We start from the raw sequence: 13313 nt of genomic DNA on the forward strand, positions 1-13313 counted from the left end.
CGCTCGAAAAAGACATCCGGGACTGGATCACCGCCTGGAACGACAACCCGCGCCCCTTCAACTGGACCAAGACTGCAGATGAGATCTTCGAACGCCTCGCTTCATATCTTCAACGAATTCCTGGCGCACGACACTAGGAGCCTCGTGCGCGGTGGCTAGCGCGCCGAAAGCCAGGGGCCGAGGCGCCGCATCGCTTCCTCGATATCGTCGGTCGGGCCCGCGAACGACAGCCGCACGAAGGAATTCCCGCGCGCGGTGTCGAAGTCGATGCCCGGCGCGATCGCGACACCGGTCTGCGCCAACAGTTTTGAACAGAATTCCATCGAGTTGTCGGTGAATTCCGAGACGTCGGCGTACACGTAGAAGGCGCCGTCGGTGGGGGCCAACCGCTCGATGCCGATACCGCGCAGCCCGTCGAGCACCAACGTGCGGTTGGTCGCGTAGTGGTGCAGGTGACCGTCGGCTTCGGCCGTCGCCTCCGGGGTGAAAGCGGCCACCGCGGCGAGTTGCGAGAGCACGGGCGGGCAGATGGTGAAGTTGCCGGTCAGGCACTCCACCGCCCGGCGCAGCTCGACCGGCACCAGCAGCCAGCCCAGCCGCCAGCCCGTCATCGCGTAGTACTTCGAAAAGCTGTTGACCACCACGGCGTTTCGCGATGTCTGCCACGCGCAACTGGTCTGCGGCGCGCCCTCGTAGACCAGGCCGTGGTACACCTCGTCGCTGATCAGTCGCGCTCCCGACGCATCACACCAGGAGGCGATGGCGGCCAGCTCCGCCGGCTCGATGACGGTTCCGGTCGGGTTCGCGGGGCTTGCCACGATGACGCCCTGCACCGGCGGGTCGAGTTCGGCCAGCATCTGTGCGGTCGGCTGGAAGCGGGTCTGCGGCCCGCAGGGGATCTCCACCACCTCACATCCCAAGGCGGACAGAATGTTTCGGTAACAGGGATAGCCGGGGCTGGCCAGGGCGACTCGGTCGCCGACGTCGAAGCAGGCCAGGAAGGTGAGCAGGAAGCCGCCCGAGGAGCCGGTGGTGATCACCACCGCGTCCGGTTCGACGTCGAGGCCGTGCTGCCGCTGGTAGTCGGCGGCGATCGCGGCGCGCAGTTCGGGGGTGCCCAACGACACCGAGTAACCCAGCCTGTTGGAGTGCACGGCGGCCGCCGCGGCCGCTCGCACCGGCGCGGGCGCACCCACGCTGGGCTGGCCCGCAGACAGATTGACCAGGTCGCCGTGGCTGCGCTGGCGTTCCGCGGCCGCCAGCCACACATCCATCACGTAGAACGGTGGGATGCCGGCGCGCAGCGAGACACGGTCGGTCACGGCGTCTTGAGTACCTCGGTTTCCAGCCGCTTAAGCAGTTGCTGCGGCGAATCCAGCAGATGCGCGCTGCCGTGGGCGCGCTTGAAGTACAGGTGCATGTCGTGTTCCCAGGTGATCGCGATGCCACCGTGCAGCTGAATCCCCTCGCCGGCCACGGTGTTCAGCGCCTCGGTGGCCGCCAGGCGGGCGGTGGCGGCGTTGGCGGGACTGGGGGCATCGCAGGCCTCGGCGACGACGGCCTTGGCGGCGGACACGGCGACATACAGATCGGCCATCCGGTGCTTGAGGGCCTGGAAGCTGCCGATGGGCCGGCCGAATTGCACTCGGTCCTTGGCGTATTCGACGGTCAGCTCCAAACAGCGTTCGGCGGCGCCGATCTGCTCCGCGGCCAGCAGGATGGCCGCCATGTCCGCCAGCCCCGGGTCGGTGCCGATCGGCTCGGTCTCTTCGGCTGTCAGCCGCGCCAGCCGCCGGGTCGGGTCCATGGTGGTGACGGGCTCGGCGCCGAACCGGGTCCACCTGCTCAGCCGGCCGTCAGCGACTGAAACCACGACGTCGGCGATATCGCCGTTGACCACGTAGTCGGCGTCGAGCACCAGCGCACCGATCGACGCCCCCTCGGCGAGGCCTTCCAGCGTCGTGGCGTCCGGTTCGGCCGCGCTGCACAGCGCCAGCTCGGCCAGCGTGGTGCCCAGCAGGGGGGAGGGCACCAGCGCGCGGCCTAGCTCCTGTAAAACCGTTGCGGCATCGGACAATTCGCCGCCCGCGCCGCCCAGCTCCTCGGGAATCACCAGGGCCGCGGCGCCGACCTGTTGGCACAGCAGCTGCCAGAGTGACTCGTCATAGCCCTTCTCGGACTCCATGGCCGCGCGCACGGCCGCCGGGCCGGCGTGTTTGGCCACCAGGGCGGCGACGGTCTCGCGGAGCATCTGCCGTTCTTCAGTCATGGGCGCCGCTCCTCAGCATCTCTGCGTTCTGCATCGTCGCCGCGCGAGTCATAACGCCTCCAGCACTCGCCGCCGATGCTCCTCCGGCGTGCCCCACGCCGACCGCAGGGCCTGCACCCGCAGCAGCAGGAGCGAAAGGTCGTGCTCCTGGGTGAAGCCGATGGCGCCGTGGGTTTGCAGCGCCGACCGCGCCGCCAACAGCCCCGCCTCGGACGCCGCTGCCTTGGCCGCACTCACATCGCGGGGGTCCAGCGTCAGCGCCGCCCCGTACACCAGCGGACGGGCCAACTCGATGGCGATGTGCACGTCGGCGAGCTTGTGCTTGATCGCCTGATACGAGCCGATCACCCGGCCGAACTGGGTGCGCTGCTTGGCGTAGTCGACCGCCCCGTCGCGCAGCGCCTCGGCCGCACCGATCAGCTGGGCCGCGGTGGCCAGTGCGCCCAACTCGTAGGCGCGCTTGATGTCCCCGTGCCACGACGGCCCGGTCGCGGTGACGTCATACAGCCGGCGGCCGGGGTCGACGGACCGGTGGACCTCACCCGGCGTCGCCTCGGAGACGCCGTCCGCACCGGCCATCAGCACCAGCCCGGCCACGTCGGCGTCCACCGCCCGCGGCGTTTGTGGCGGCAGGGCGACGGTGGCGATCAGCTCACCGGCCGCCAGTTTTGCGCAACGCTCACCCTGATCGCCCGAGGCGAGCAAAACCGGTGCCACGGCGATGGATTCGGCCACCGGGCCCGGCACGCACCAGCGCCCCAGGCGCTCGATGGCGACGACGAGGTCGACCGGGTCGGCCTCGATACCGTCGAATTGCTCCGGCACCGCCAATGCGGTGACGCCCAGATTCGCCAGCTGCGCCCACACCTTGCGGCCCGGCGCCGGGTCGCCCGCCGACCACGCGCGCACGGCGGCGGGCAGATCCGCCGCGCCCAGCGCGGCGTCGATGCTCGCCGCGAAGTCGCGCTGCTGTTCGTCTAGCGCAAATTTCACTTCTTGCCCCCGGACTTTTCGCGCGGCAGGCCCAGCAACCGCTCGGAGATGATGTTGCGCTGAATCTCGTTGGTGCCGGCGTAGATCGGGCCACCCAGCGCGAACAGCAGCCCCTCGGTCCACCGGCTGGTCAGCTCCCCGTCGGCGGCCAGCAGGTCCAGCGCGGTCTGGTGCAGTTCGACGTCGAGGTCAGACCAGAACACCTTGGTCACCGACGATTCGGCGCCCAGCTCACCGCCGAGGGCCAATCGGGTCACCGTGCCGAAGGTCTGCAGCCGGTAGGCCTGCGCCTTGATCCAGCCGTCGGCCACCCGGTCGGCGAACGCGTCGGGCGAGCCGCAATCCCGCCACAGCCGCACCAGCCGTTCGGCGGTGGCCAGGAAGCGGGCCGGGCTGCGCAGTGACATGCCCCGCTCGTTGCTCGACGTGCTCATGGCCGCCCGCCAGCCCTCGTGCGGGGTGCCGATGACGTCCTCATCGGGCACGAAGACATCATCCAGGAAGATCTCACCGAAGCCGGTGTCGCCGCCCAGCTGGACGATGGGCCGCACCGTGACGCCCTTGGCCTTCAGGTCGAACATGAAGTACGTCAACCCGTTGTGCCGCTCGGCCCCCGGGTCGGAGCGGAACAGCCCGAAACCCCGCTCGGCGAACGGGGCTCGCGAGCTCCAGATCTTCTGCCCGTTGAGCAACCAGCCGCCGTCGGTGGCCGTCGCGGTGGACCGCAGTGACGCCAGGTCGCTGCCGGACTCGGGCTCCGACCACGCCTGCGCCCAGATCTCTTCTCCGCTGGCCATTTTCGGCAAAATCCGGTCCCGCTGTTCTTCGGTGCCGTGCGCGAACAGCGTCGGCGCCAGCATCGAGGTGCCGTTGGCGCTGGCGCGGCCCGGCGCACCGGCCCGAAAGTACTCCTCCTCGAACACCAGCCAGTGCAGCAGCGGCGCGTCGCGGCCGCCGTACTTCTTCGGCCAGGTGATCACCGATAGGCCGGCGTCGAACAGCACCCGGTCCCATCTCCGATGCTGGTCAAAACCTTCGGCGTTGTCGTATGACTTGGTCGGGATCGAATCGGCGTTGGCCGACAGGAATTCCCGGACCTCGGCCGCAAAGGCGAGGGTGTCTTCGTCCAGATCCAGATCCATCAGTCCAGCTCTCGCAGTTGTGGTTTGACCACCTTGCCGCCGGCATTGCGCGGCAACGCGTCGACGAACCGCACCGACCGCGGTGCCTTGAAATTCGCCAAATGTTCACGGGCGTAGGTGATCACGGATTGCTCGTCGAGTCGGGCACCGGGCCGCGTGACCAGGTATGCCCGGCCCACCTCGCCGAGCCGCTCGTCGGGAACTCCGATGACCGCGGTGTCGGCCACGCCGTCCATCCGGGCCAGCACCTGCTCGACCTCGGCGGGATAGACGTTGAACCCCCCGCAGATGTACATGTCTTTCAGCCGATCGGTGATGCGCAGGTTGCCGGCCGCGTCGACGGCTCCGATGTCACCGGTGTGCAGCCACCCGTCGGCATCGATGGCGGCCGCGGTGGCCTCGGGGTCTTCGAGGTAGCCCAGCATCACGTTCGGCCCGCGCAGCAACACCTCGCCCGCCTCGCCCGGAGCGGTTGAGTCGATGCGCAATTCGAAGTCGGCGAACGGGCGGCCGCAGGTGGTGGCCACGGTGACCGCGTCGTCGTCGGCGCGGCACATGGTGCCCATGCCGTTGGCCTCGGTCAGCCCGTAGGCGGTCAGCACGATGTCGATGTCGAGTTCGGATTGCATGCGCTCGACCAGCACCACCGGCACGGTCGCCGCGCCGGTCACCGCGAACCGCAGCGAGCTCAGGTCGTAATCGTTGCGCGCCGGGTGGTCGAGCAGGGTTTGGTAGATGGTGGGCGGCCCGGGCAGCACGGTGATGCGGTGTCGCTCGATGGCCTGCAGCGCGCGCAGCGGGTCGAAGGTCAGGTGGGGGATCAGCGTCGCACCGGTCTGCAGGCACGCCAGGATGCCGGCCTTATAGCCGAAGTTGTGGAAGAACGGGTTAATGCACAGGTAGCGGTCGTCGCTGGTGATCTTGCCGTTGGCCGCCCAGGACGCCGAGGCCGACAGCGACTGCCGGTGCGCGCACAGCACGCCTTTGCTGCGGCCGGTGGTGCCGGACGTGAACAGGATGTCGCTGACGTCGTCGGGGGTGACGGCGGCCGCGCGGGCGGCGACCGCGTCGAAATCGGTGCCGCGGGCGATGAACTCGTGCCAAGTCCCGTCGTCGGCATCGATCGGTATCCGGACGACGTGGCGCAGCGCGGGCAGCGCGGCGCGGTCCAGGTCGGCAATGCGATCGTTGCCGAGGAACCGGCCCATCCCGAACAGCACCGGCGCGCCGGTGCGCGCCAGGATGTCGCCGGCCTCGGCGGCGGTGTAGCGGGTGTTCAGCGGCACCATCGCGGCCCCGGCGTGGTGGATCGCCAGGCAGGCCACCACCCAGTGCCAGGTGTTCGGTGACCAGACGGCCACCCGGTCGCCCGCCCGCACACCGAGATCGATAAGCGCGGCGGCCGCGCGGTGCACCTCGTCGCGCAGGCCGGCGGCGGTGAACGACCGCTCGTCGGTGATCAGCGCGGCCTGGTCGGGAAGCTGGTCGACCAAACGATCCAACGCCGCGGGCACGGTGCGCGGATCGCCAGTCATCGGGATACTCCTAACAAAGCAAGTGCTTGGTAGGTTAGCCTACAGGTCATGCAGGACGTCGAGGAGTTCCGGGCGGAGGTCCGCTCTTGGCTCGCCGACAATCTGGTCGGCGAGTTCGCAAAGCTCAAGGGTCTCGGCGGGCCCGGCCGCGAGCACGAGGCGTTCGAGGAGCGCCGGGCATGGAATCAGCACTTGGCCAAGGCCGGACTGACCTGCCTGGGCTGGCCGGTGGAGCACGGCGGCCGGGGGCTGTCGACCGCGCACCGGGTGGCCTTCTACGAGGAGTACGCGAAGGCCGACGCCCCGGACAAGGTTAACCACTTCGGCGAAGAGCTGCTCGGCCCGAGCTTGATCGCCTTCGGCACGCCCGAGCAACAGCAGCGCTTCCTGCCGAAGATCCTCGATGTCACCGAGCTGTGGTGCCAGGGGTATTCGGAGCCCGGCGCGGGCAGCGACCTGGCCAACGTGGCGACCACCGCCGAGCTCGACGGCGACGAGTGGGTGATCAACGGCCAGAAGGTGTGGACGTCGCTGGCGCACTGGGCCCAGTGGTGCTTCGTGGTCGCGCGCACCGAGAAGGGCTCCAAGCGCCACGCCGGGCTATCGTATCTGCTGGTGCCGCTGGATCAGCCGGGCGTACAGGTCCGCCCGATCATCCAGCTGACCGGCGACTCGGAATTCAACGAGGTGTTCTTCGACGACGCCCGCACCGAGGCATCTCTGGTGGTCGGCGAGCCCGGCGACGGCTGGCGGGTCGCCATGGGCACGCTGACCTTCGAGCGTGGCGTGTCGACGCTCGGCCAGCAAATCCGTTATGCCCGTGAGCTTTCCAACCTGGCCGAGCTCGCGCAACGCACCGGCGCCGCCGAGGACCCGCAAATCCGCGAGCGGCTGACCCGGGCGTGGACCGGGCTGCGGGCCATGCGCAGCTACGCGCTGGCCACCATGGACGTGGATAGAGGTGGCCAGGCCGCCGGGAAAGATAACGTGTCGAAGCTGTTGTGGGCCAACTGGCATCGCGATCTCGGTGAGCTGGCCATGGACGTCATCGGCAAGCCGGGGCTGACCCTACCCGACGGCGAATTCGACGAATGGCAGCGGCTGTTCCTGTTCAGCCGCGCCGACACCATTTACGGCGGGTCCAACGAGATCCAGCGCAACATCATCGCCGAGCGGGTGCTCGGCCTACCCCGAGAGGTTAAGGGATGAGTCTGTCCGAAGCTCCGAAAGAGATTGCCGGGCATGGACTTCTGCAGGGCAAGGTGGTGGTCGTCACGGCGGCCGCCGGTACCGGCATTGGCGCAGCGACGGCACGGCGGGCGCTGGCCGAGGGGGCCGACGTGGTGATCTCGGATCACCACGAACGCCGGCTGGGGGAGACGGCCGACGAGCTCGCCGCGCTCGGGCAGGGCCGGGTGGAGAGCGTGCTGTGCGACGTGACGTCCACCGCGCAGATCGATGCGCTGTTCGCGTCCGCCAGCGCGCGGATGGGGCGCATCGACGTCCTGGTCAACAACGCCGGGCTGGGCGGACAGACGCCGGTGGTCGACATGACCGACGAGGAATGGGAGCGCGTCCTGGACGTCACCCTCACCTCGGTGTTCCGCGCCACCCGCGCCGCGCTGCGCTACTTCCGCGAAGCGCCGCACGGCGGGGTGATCGTGAACAACGCCAGCGTCCTGGGCTGGCGGGCCCAGCACTCGCAATCGCACTACGCTGCCGCCAAGGCCGGCGTGATGGCGCTGACCCGTTGCAGCGCAATCGAAGCCGCGGAGTACGACGTGCGGATCAACGCGGTGTCGCCGAGCATTGCGCGGCACAAATTTCTGGAGAAGACGTCGTCGGCCGATTTACTCGACCGGCTGGCAGCGGGCGAAGCGTTTGGGCGGGCCGCCGAGCCGTGGGAGGTGGCGGCCACCATCGCGTTCCTCGCCAGCGACTACTCCAGCTACCTGACCGGCGAGGTCATCTCGGTTTCCAGTCAGCACCCCTGAGGCCCTGCTAGCCAAGCAAGCGCTTGGTTGATACTCTGGTCGAGTGGACCGAGTGGACCGAGTGGGCGGTCAGGCAAACAGCCGGCGTGATGAGCTACTGGAGCTTGCCGCGACCATGTTCGCCGAGCGTGGCTTGCGTGCCACCACGGTGCGCGACATCGCCGACAGCGCGGGCATCCTGTCCGGCAGTTTGTATCACCACTTCTCCTCCAAGGAGGAGATGGTCGACGAGCTGTTGCGCAGTTTTTTGGAGTGGCTGTTCGCGCGGTATCGCGAGATCGTCGACAGCGAGGCCAACCCGCTGGAGCGGCTCAAGGGACTGTTCATGGCGTCGTTCGAGGCGATCGAGCACCGGCACGCGCAGGTCGTCATCTACCAGGACGAAGCCCAGCGGCTGTTGTCCCAGCCCCGGTTCTCCTATATCGAGGACATGAACCGCCAACAGCGCAAGATGTGGCTCGAGCTGCTCAGTCAGGGCGTCGAACAGGGCTACTTTCGGCCCGACCTCGACGTCGATCTGATCTACCGCTTCATCCGTGACACCACCTGGGTGTCGGTGCGCTGGTACCAACCCGGCGGACCGCTCACCGCGGAGCAGGTGGGCCAGCAATATCTCGCCATCGTGCTTGGCGGGATCACCAAAGAAGGAGTCTGAACATGGCTGAGGCGTATGTCATCGACGCTGTACGTACCGCGGTCGGCAAGCGCGGCGGATCGCTGGCCGGGATTCACCCGGTGGATCTGGGCGCGCTGGGATGGCGCGGCCTGCTCGACCGGGTCGACGTCGACCCCGCCGCCGTCGACGACGTGATCGCCGGCTGTGTCGATGCCATCGGCGCGCAGGCGGGCAACATCGCCCGGCTCTCGTGGCTGGCCGCCGGCTATCCCGAAGAAGTTCCCGGCGTCACTGTCGACCGGCAGTGCGGATCCAGCCAGCAGGCCGTTTCCTTTGGCGCGCAGGCCGTTCTGTCCGGCACGGCCGATCTGATCGTCGCCGGGGGCGTGCAGAACATGAGCCAGATCCCGATCTCGTCGGCCATGACCGTGGGCGAGCAGTTCGGATTCACCTCACCGACAAACGAATCCAAGCAGTGGCTGCACCGCTACGGCGACCAGGAGATCTCGCAGTTCCGCGGTTCCGAGCTGATCGCCGAGAAGTGGAACCTGTCCCGCGAAGAGATGGAGCGCTACGCGCTGACCAGCCACGAGCGCGCGTTCGCGGCCATTCGCGCCGGCCACTTCGACAACGAAATCATCACCGTGGAAACCGAATCCGGGCCGTTCCGGGTTGACGAGGGGCCGCGCGAGACGTCGCTGGAGAAGATGGCCGGGCTCAAGCCGCTGGTCGAGGGCGGCCGGTTGACGGCGGCCATGGCCAGCCAGATCTCCGACGGTGCCAGTGCCGTGCTGCTGGCGTCCGAGAAGGCCGTCAAGGAGCACAACCTGACGCCGCGGGCCCGCATCCACCACATCAGCGCCCGCGCCGCCGACCCGGTCTTCATGCTGACCGGGCCCATCCCGGCGACCCACCACGCGCTGGACAAGGCCGGGCTGTCCATCGACGACATCGACACCGTCGAGATCAACGAGGCGTTCGCGCCGGTCGTGCTGGCCTGGCTCAAGGAGATCAAGGCCGACCCGGAGAAGGTCAACCCGAATGGGGGCGCGATCGCGCTCGGTCACCCGCTGGGCGCCACCGGCGCCAAGCTGTTCACCACCATGCTCAACGAGCTGGAACGCATCGGCGGCCGCTACGGGCTGCAGACGATGTGCGAGGGCGGCGGCACGGCCAACGTCACCATCATCGAGCGGCTGTAGCTTTCTTCGCCGAGCGTGCGATCCACGACGCGTGCACGGCATGTCGCGTCGTGAAATGCACACTGGCGGGGTTGTCGGTGGACGTTGGCAGCATGCCCGCATGACGGAACTCTTCCTGGGCAGTGAGGCCTTGGCGGCAAAGGTGATGCCCGAGCGGGCGATGCGCTCGCTCTACGAGGCGGTCTACCCGGGCGTGTATCGCCCCGCCGGCATCGAGCTGACGGCGCGCCAGCGAGCGCGCGCGGCGTGGCTGTGGTCGCGGCGCAAGGGCATCATCGCGGGCAACTCGGCGGCCGCGTTGCTCGGGGCGAGGTGGGTGAGCCCGGCGCTCGATGCTGAGTTGATACACGACAGTCGCCGCCCGCCGGCCGGCATCGCAGTCCACATCGAAACGCTATGTACCGGCGAAATTTCCGACGTCGAAGGCATGCCGGTGACGACCCCGGCGCGCACCGCATTCGACATCGGGCGGTGGACGTCGTCGCGGCTGTGTGCGGTCCAGCGGCTCGACGCGCTGGTGAACGTCACCGGCGTCAAGGTAACCGAGATCGAAGGCGTCATGGCCGAGCATCGCGGTGCGCGCGGCCTGGTCCAGCTGCGGGCTGTGTTGCCGCTTGTCGACGGAGGTGCGGAATCGCCACAGGAAACGCGGACCCGCCTGGCACTGATCGACGCGGGTTTGCCTGTGCCACAGACGCAGATCACGGTGTGCGACGACTACGGCGACTTCGTGGCGCGCATCGACATGGGCTACCGCGAGCTGCGGGTCGGCATCGAGTACGACGGACCGCAGCACTGGACGGACGCCAAGCAACGCGATCGCGACATCGACCGGGGCGTCGCGTTGGCCGACCTGGGGTGGACGATCGTCCGCGTGAGCAGCGACCTGCTCCGTTACCGGCAGGGCACCTTCGTCGCCCGTGTCGTCGCCGCGATGCAAGCCGCAGGCCGGCACCTGGAGTACCCGAGCGTGCGATCCACGACGCGTGCACGGCGTGTCGCGTCGTGAAATGCACACTGGGCCAAGCTGTTCTCTGGCTGGGTCTTACCGCGTCGCCACCACCAGGCCGATGCCGCCCAGGGCGACCAGCCAACTCGTGAAGCTCCCGACCAAGAAGTACTCGGTCACCTCGTCGATGCCGACCTCACCGTTGCGGCCCTTCTGGGCGTTCAATTCCGGGAACCGGATGATGCCCTTGGCGGCGACGACGGCGCTGGCCGCGGCCACCTGGCCGCCGACGCCGAGGCTCAAGATCAGCAGGCGCTCCAGCGGCCCCAGTAGCCTGCCGCCCTTCAGCCGATCCGACGGCTGTGGCTCACCGGGTGGACGCACCGCGCCCACCGAGCCGAGCACCAGGCGCACCAACTGATTCGCGGTCGCGAACTGGACCAGCACCACGCCGACGAGCATCAGCGACCGGGCGGGTGTGACATGGCTGAGCGGCAGGTGAACCCAGGCGGACCACCGCGCGACGACGCCGCCGCCCGGCGAGGCCCAGCCGGATAACACGGCCAGCACCGCCAGCGCGCAGCCGAACACCGCCAGGGGAGCGACTTGGTTTTCGGCGCTGAGTTCGCTTCGTGCGCAGAGCCATTCCCAGGCCACTACCGCCGCGGCGGCCACTCCGAGCAGTGGGATGTCGCCGGTGTGCCACAGGGCGCCCAGCCCCGCGCACACCAGCACCGCCACCGGCCCGGCCAGCAGCGGTGGCCACGGCACACGGACCGCGCGCCGGCAGAGGTCGGCGACCCCGAGGGCGATGAGAAAGACCGCGACGGCGCTCACGGCAGGCTCCGAAGGTATTGACTGGCAAGCACAATCAGGTCCAGGCCGTCACGGCTCGCGCGCTGGGACACCGCCGACGGGCTGATGCCCTCGGTGGCGGCGAGCTCCTTTTTGGTCCGGCCCGTCATCAAGCCCCTCACAATCCGCAGTGACCGTTCATCGAGCGATCCAAGCAGATGGTCCCGACAGAGCAGGGCGGCGTTGACGGCGGCGACGTCGCCTCGGGTGTCGGCCTCGGCCCGGAACGTCGTGCGTACCAGCGTCAAGCCGGGTTGCCGCTGCGCCTCTGCGGTGTGCTGGATGGCCTCCCGGGCGCTCCACCAGCCGGGGCCGTCCTGGATTCCCGCGTCGCCATCGAGGATGGTGACCGAGCCCCAGCCGATGCCGAACCGGACGTCGATGGCGGGGCCGACGGCCAGCCGCAGCGTCAGGGCGGCCTCGATTGCGGCACCGACGGTCGGGTAACTGCCCTGAAACTCGTCGCCGACGGTGAACGCGGGTGCGGCGATCGCGCCGGCGGCGATGTGCCGCAGGGCGGTCGCCAGACTGCTATGCAGTTTCGAGCGGTCGGCGGCGCGCCGGGAACCGACGACGTCGCCGATGAGCGTCGCGCGCGATGAAGTCTTCAGCTTCATTCCAGCCATTTGAAGAGTATAGCTGAATTACTTCAGAATTAAGCAATAAGCTTTACCGAGTGGGCGTTACGGCCCTTCGATGAAGGCCGACGCCGCTTGCAGGTGCTCGATCGCGCCGCGCACGATCGACTCGATCAGTTCGGCGCACGACGGCAGGTCCTCGAGAATGCCGGCCACCTGCCCGGATGCCAGCACGCCGGCCTCGGTGTTGCCGTCGACCAACCCGGCCTTCAACAGCATTGGGGTGTTGGCCGCCATCACCACCTGCGACCAGGTCAGCTCCTTGCCGCGCCGCATCGCCAAGCCGTCGCTGATCATCGACCGCCAGGTCATCTGCGACATGTGCTTGAACTTGGCGGCATTGCGCACGGCCGCGGTGAGACCCCGCACCGGCGAACCGCCTTCCAGCTTCTCGACCAGACCGGTGCGCAGCACCCGGTGCGGCATGCCGTCCACGCGGGTGGTGACCACCGTGCCGTCCAGCGCCGATTCGAGGTAACGGCGCTTGACCGCGTCGGGCACCGTCGAATCCGAGGTGAGCAGGAATCGGGTGCCCATCGCCACGCCGGCGGCGCCGTAGCTCAGCGCGGCCGCCAGGCCGCGGCCGTCGAAGAATCCGCCCGCCGCGATGACCGGAATTCCGCTGCCCTGCACGGCGTCCAGCACCGAGGGCAACAGCAGCGTGGTCGCGACCGGGCCGGTGTGTCCACCGCCCTCGCCGCCCTGCACGATCATCGCGTCGGCGCCCCAGCCGGCGACCTTGCGGGCGTGCTTGGCCGCACCGATCGACGGAATCACCACGGCGCCGGCCTCTTTCAGCCGTGCGATGAGCTCCTGATTGGGCGCCAGGGCGAAGGACGCCACCTTGACGCCTTCGCGGATCATCAGGTCCACCCGGTCGCCGGCGTCGGCGGCGTCGGCGCGAATGTTCACGCCGAACGGCTTATCCGTGGCGGCCTTGACCTTGGCGATGGCCGTCGCCAATTCGTCCAGCGTCATGGTGGCCGAGGCCAGGATGCCCAGCCCGCCGGCGTTGGCCGTGGCCGACACCAGCCGGGCGCCGGCCACCCAACCCATCCCGGTTTGGACCACCGGGTGCTCGACACCGACCAGCTCCGTCAGCGGCGTGCGCAGCTTCATA

The 13313-nt window shown here is 68.7% G+C and carries 13 protein-coding genes; 5 read left to right on the plus strand and 8 right to left on the minus strand.

The genetic code is table 11. From position 1 onward, the window contains the following. Positions 1 to 155: 155 nt before the first annotated feature. The 5 genes from BST14_RS10365 to fadD3 are packed head-to-tail and all read right to left on the minus strand — an operon-like array spanning position 156 to position 5939. Positions 156 to 1322, minus strand: coding sequence for a pyridoxal phosphate-dependent aminotransferase (locus BST14_RS10365; protein ID WP_083064421.1), 1167 nt, complete (start codon positions 1320 to 1322; stop codon positions 156 to 158). Then, entirely contained in the window at positions 1319 to 2269 is a 951-nt protein-coding gene (ipdE2, locus tag BST14_RS10370) for an acyl-CoA dehydrogenase IpdE2 (protein WP_083064422.1), read from the minus strand. The genes BST14_RS10365 and ipdE2 overlap by 4 nt, the downstream gene beginning before the upstream one ends. Before the next feature lie 48 nt (positions 2270 to 2317). Continuing rightward, entirely contained in the window at positions 2318 to 3262 is a 945-nt protein-coding gene (locus BST14_RS10375; protein WP_083064423.1) for an acyl-CoA dehydrogenase family protein, read from the minus strand. Then, positions 3259 to 4404, minus strand: a complete 1146-nt coding sequence (locus BST14_RS10380; protein ID WP_083064424.1) for an acyl-CoA dehydrogenase family protein — start codon at positions 4402 to 4404, stop codon at positions 3259 to 3261. Before BST14_RS10380 ends, BST14_RS10375 begins: the two co-directional genes overlap by 4 nt. Further along, complete coding sequence (gene fadD3 / locus BST14_RS10385; protein ID WP_083064425.1) at positions 4404 to 5939, minus strand: 3-((3aS,4S,7aS)-7a-methyl-1,5-dioxo-octahydro-1H-inden-4-yl)propanoate--CoA ligase FadD3; 1536 nt, start codon at positions 5937 to 5939, stop codon at positions 4404 to 4406. Before fadD3 ends, BST14_RS10380 begins: the two co-directional genes overlap by 1 nt. Before the next feature lie 48 nt (positions 5940 to 5987). Here fadD3 and ipdE1 point away from each other — a divergent pair, with 48 nt between their 5' ends. The 5 genes from ipdE1 (at position 5988) to BST14_RS10410 (ending at position 10760) form a co-directional block, all read left to right on the plus strand. Then, a complete protein-coding gene (gene ipdE1, locus BST14_RS10390; RefSeq protein ID WP_083064426.1) occupies positions 5988 to 7148 on the plus strand; it encodes an acyl-CoA dehydrogenase IpdE1 in 1161 nt (386 codons plus the stop codon). Continuing rightward, positions 7145 to 7933, plus strand: a complete 789-nt coding sequence (ipdF, locus tag BST14_RS10395) for a (5R,7aS)-5-hydroxy-7a-methyl-1-oxo-2,3,5,6,7,7a-hexahydro-1H-indene-carboxyl-CoA reductase (RefSeq protein WP_083064427.1) — start codon at positions 7145 to 7147, stop codon at positions 7931 to 7933. Before ipdE1 ends, ipdF begins: the two co-directional genes overlap by 4 nt. Positions 7934 to 7985: 52 nt before the next feature. Next, complete coding sequence (gene kstR2, locus BST14_RS10400; protein ID WP_142279352.1) at positions 7986 to 8588, plus strand: TetR family transcriptional regulator KstR2; 603 nt, start codon at positions 7986 to 7988, stop codon at positions 8586 to 8588. 2 nt (positions 8589 to 8590) lie between these two features. Beyond that, positions 8591 to 9751: a steroid 3-ketoacyl-CoA thiolase FadA6 gene (fadA6, locus tag BST14_RS10405; protein ID WP_083064429.1), complete on the plus strand. Its 1161-nt coding sequence runs from the start codon at positions 8591 to 8593 to the stop codon at positions 9749 to 9751. Between the two features lie 100 nt (positions 9752 to 9851). Continuing rightward, positions 9852 to 10760 (plus strand): endonuclease domain-containing protein, encoded by a 909-nt coding sequence (locus tag BST14_RS10410; protein WP_083064430.1) that lies wholly within the window; start codon positions 9852 to 9854, stop codon positions 10758 to 10760. A 36-nt stretch (positions 10761 to 10796) separates the two neighbouring features. On the opposite strand, the gene BST14_RS10415 is transcribed toward BST14_RS10410, so the two are convergent. Genes BST14_RS10415 through ipdC form a run of 3 tightly spaced genes read right to left on the minus strand, consistent with a single transcriptional unit; the run spans position 10797 to position 13312 of the window. Further along, positions 10797 to 11537, minus strand: coding sequence for a hypothetical protein (locus BST14_RS10415; RefSeq protein ID WP_083064431.1), 741 nt, complete (start codon positions 11535 to 11537; stop codon positions 10797 to 10799). After that, the gene (locus tag BST14_RS10420) at positions 11534 to 12181 is read right to left on the minus strand and encodes a SatD family protein (RefSeq protein ID WP_083064432.1); all 648 of its coding nucleotides are present in this window, start codon (positions 12179 to 12181) and stop codon (positions 11534 to 11536) included. The genes BST14_RS10415 and BST14_RS10420 overlap by 4 nt, the downstream gene beginning before the upstream one ends. Before the next feature lie 57 nt (positions 12182 to 12238). Next, positions 12239 to 13312: a (3aS,4S,5R,7aS)-5-hydroxy-7a-methyl-1-oxo-octahydro-1H-indene-4-carboxyl-CoA dehydrogenase gene (gene ipdC, locus BST14_RS10425; RefSeq protein ID WP_083064433.1), complete on the minus strand. Its 1074-nt coding sequence runs from the start codon at positions 13310 to 13312 to the stop codon at positions 12239 to 12241. Position 13313: the final 1 nt, after the last annotated feature.

Source organism: Mycobacterium arosiense ATCC BAA-1401 = DSM 45069, from assembly GCF_002086125.1.
GTDB lineage: Bacteria > Actinomycetota > Actinomycetes > Mycobacteriales > Mycobacteriaceae > Mycobacterium > Mycobacterium arosiense.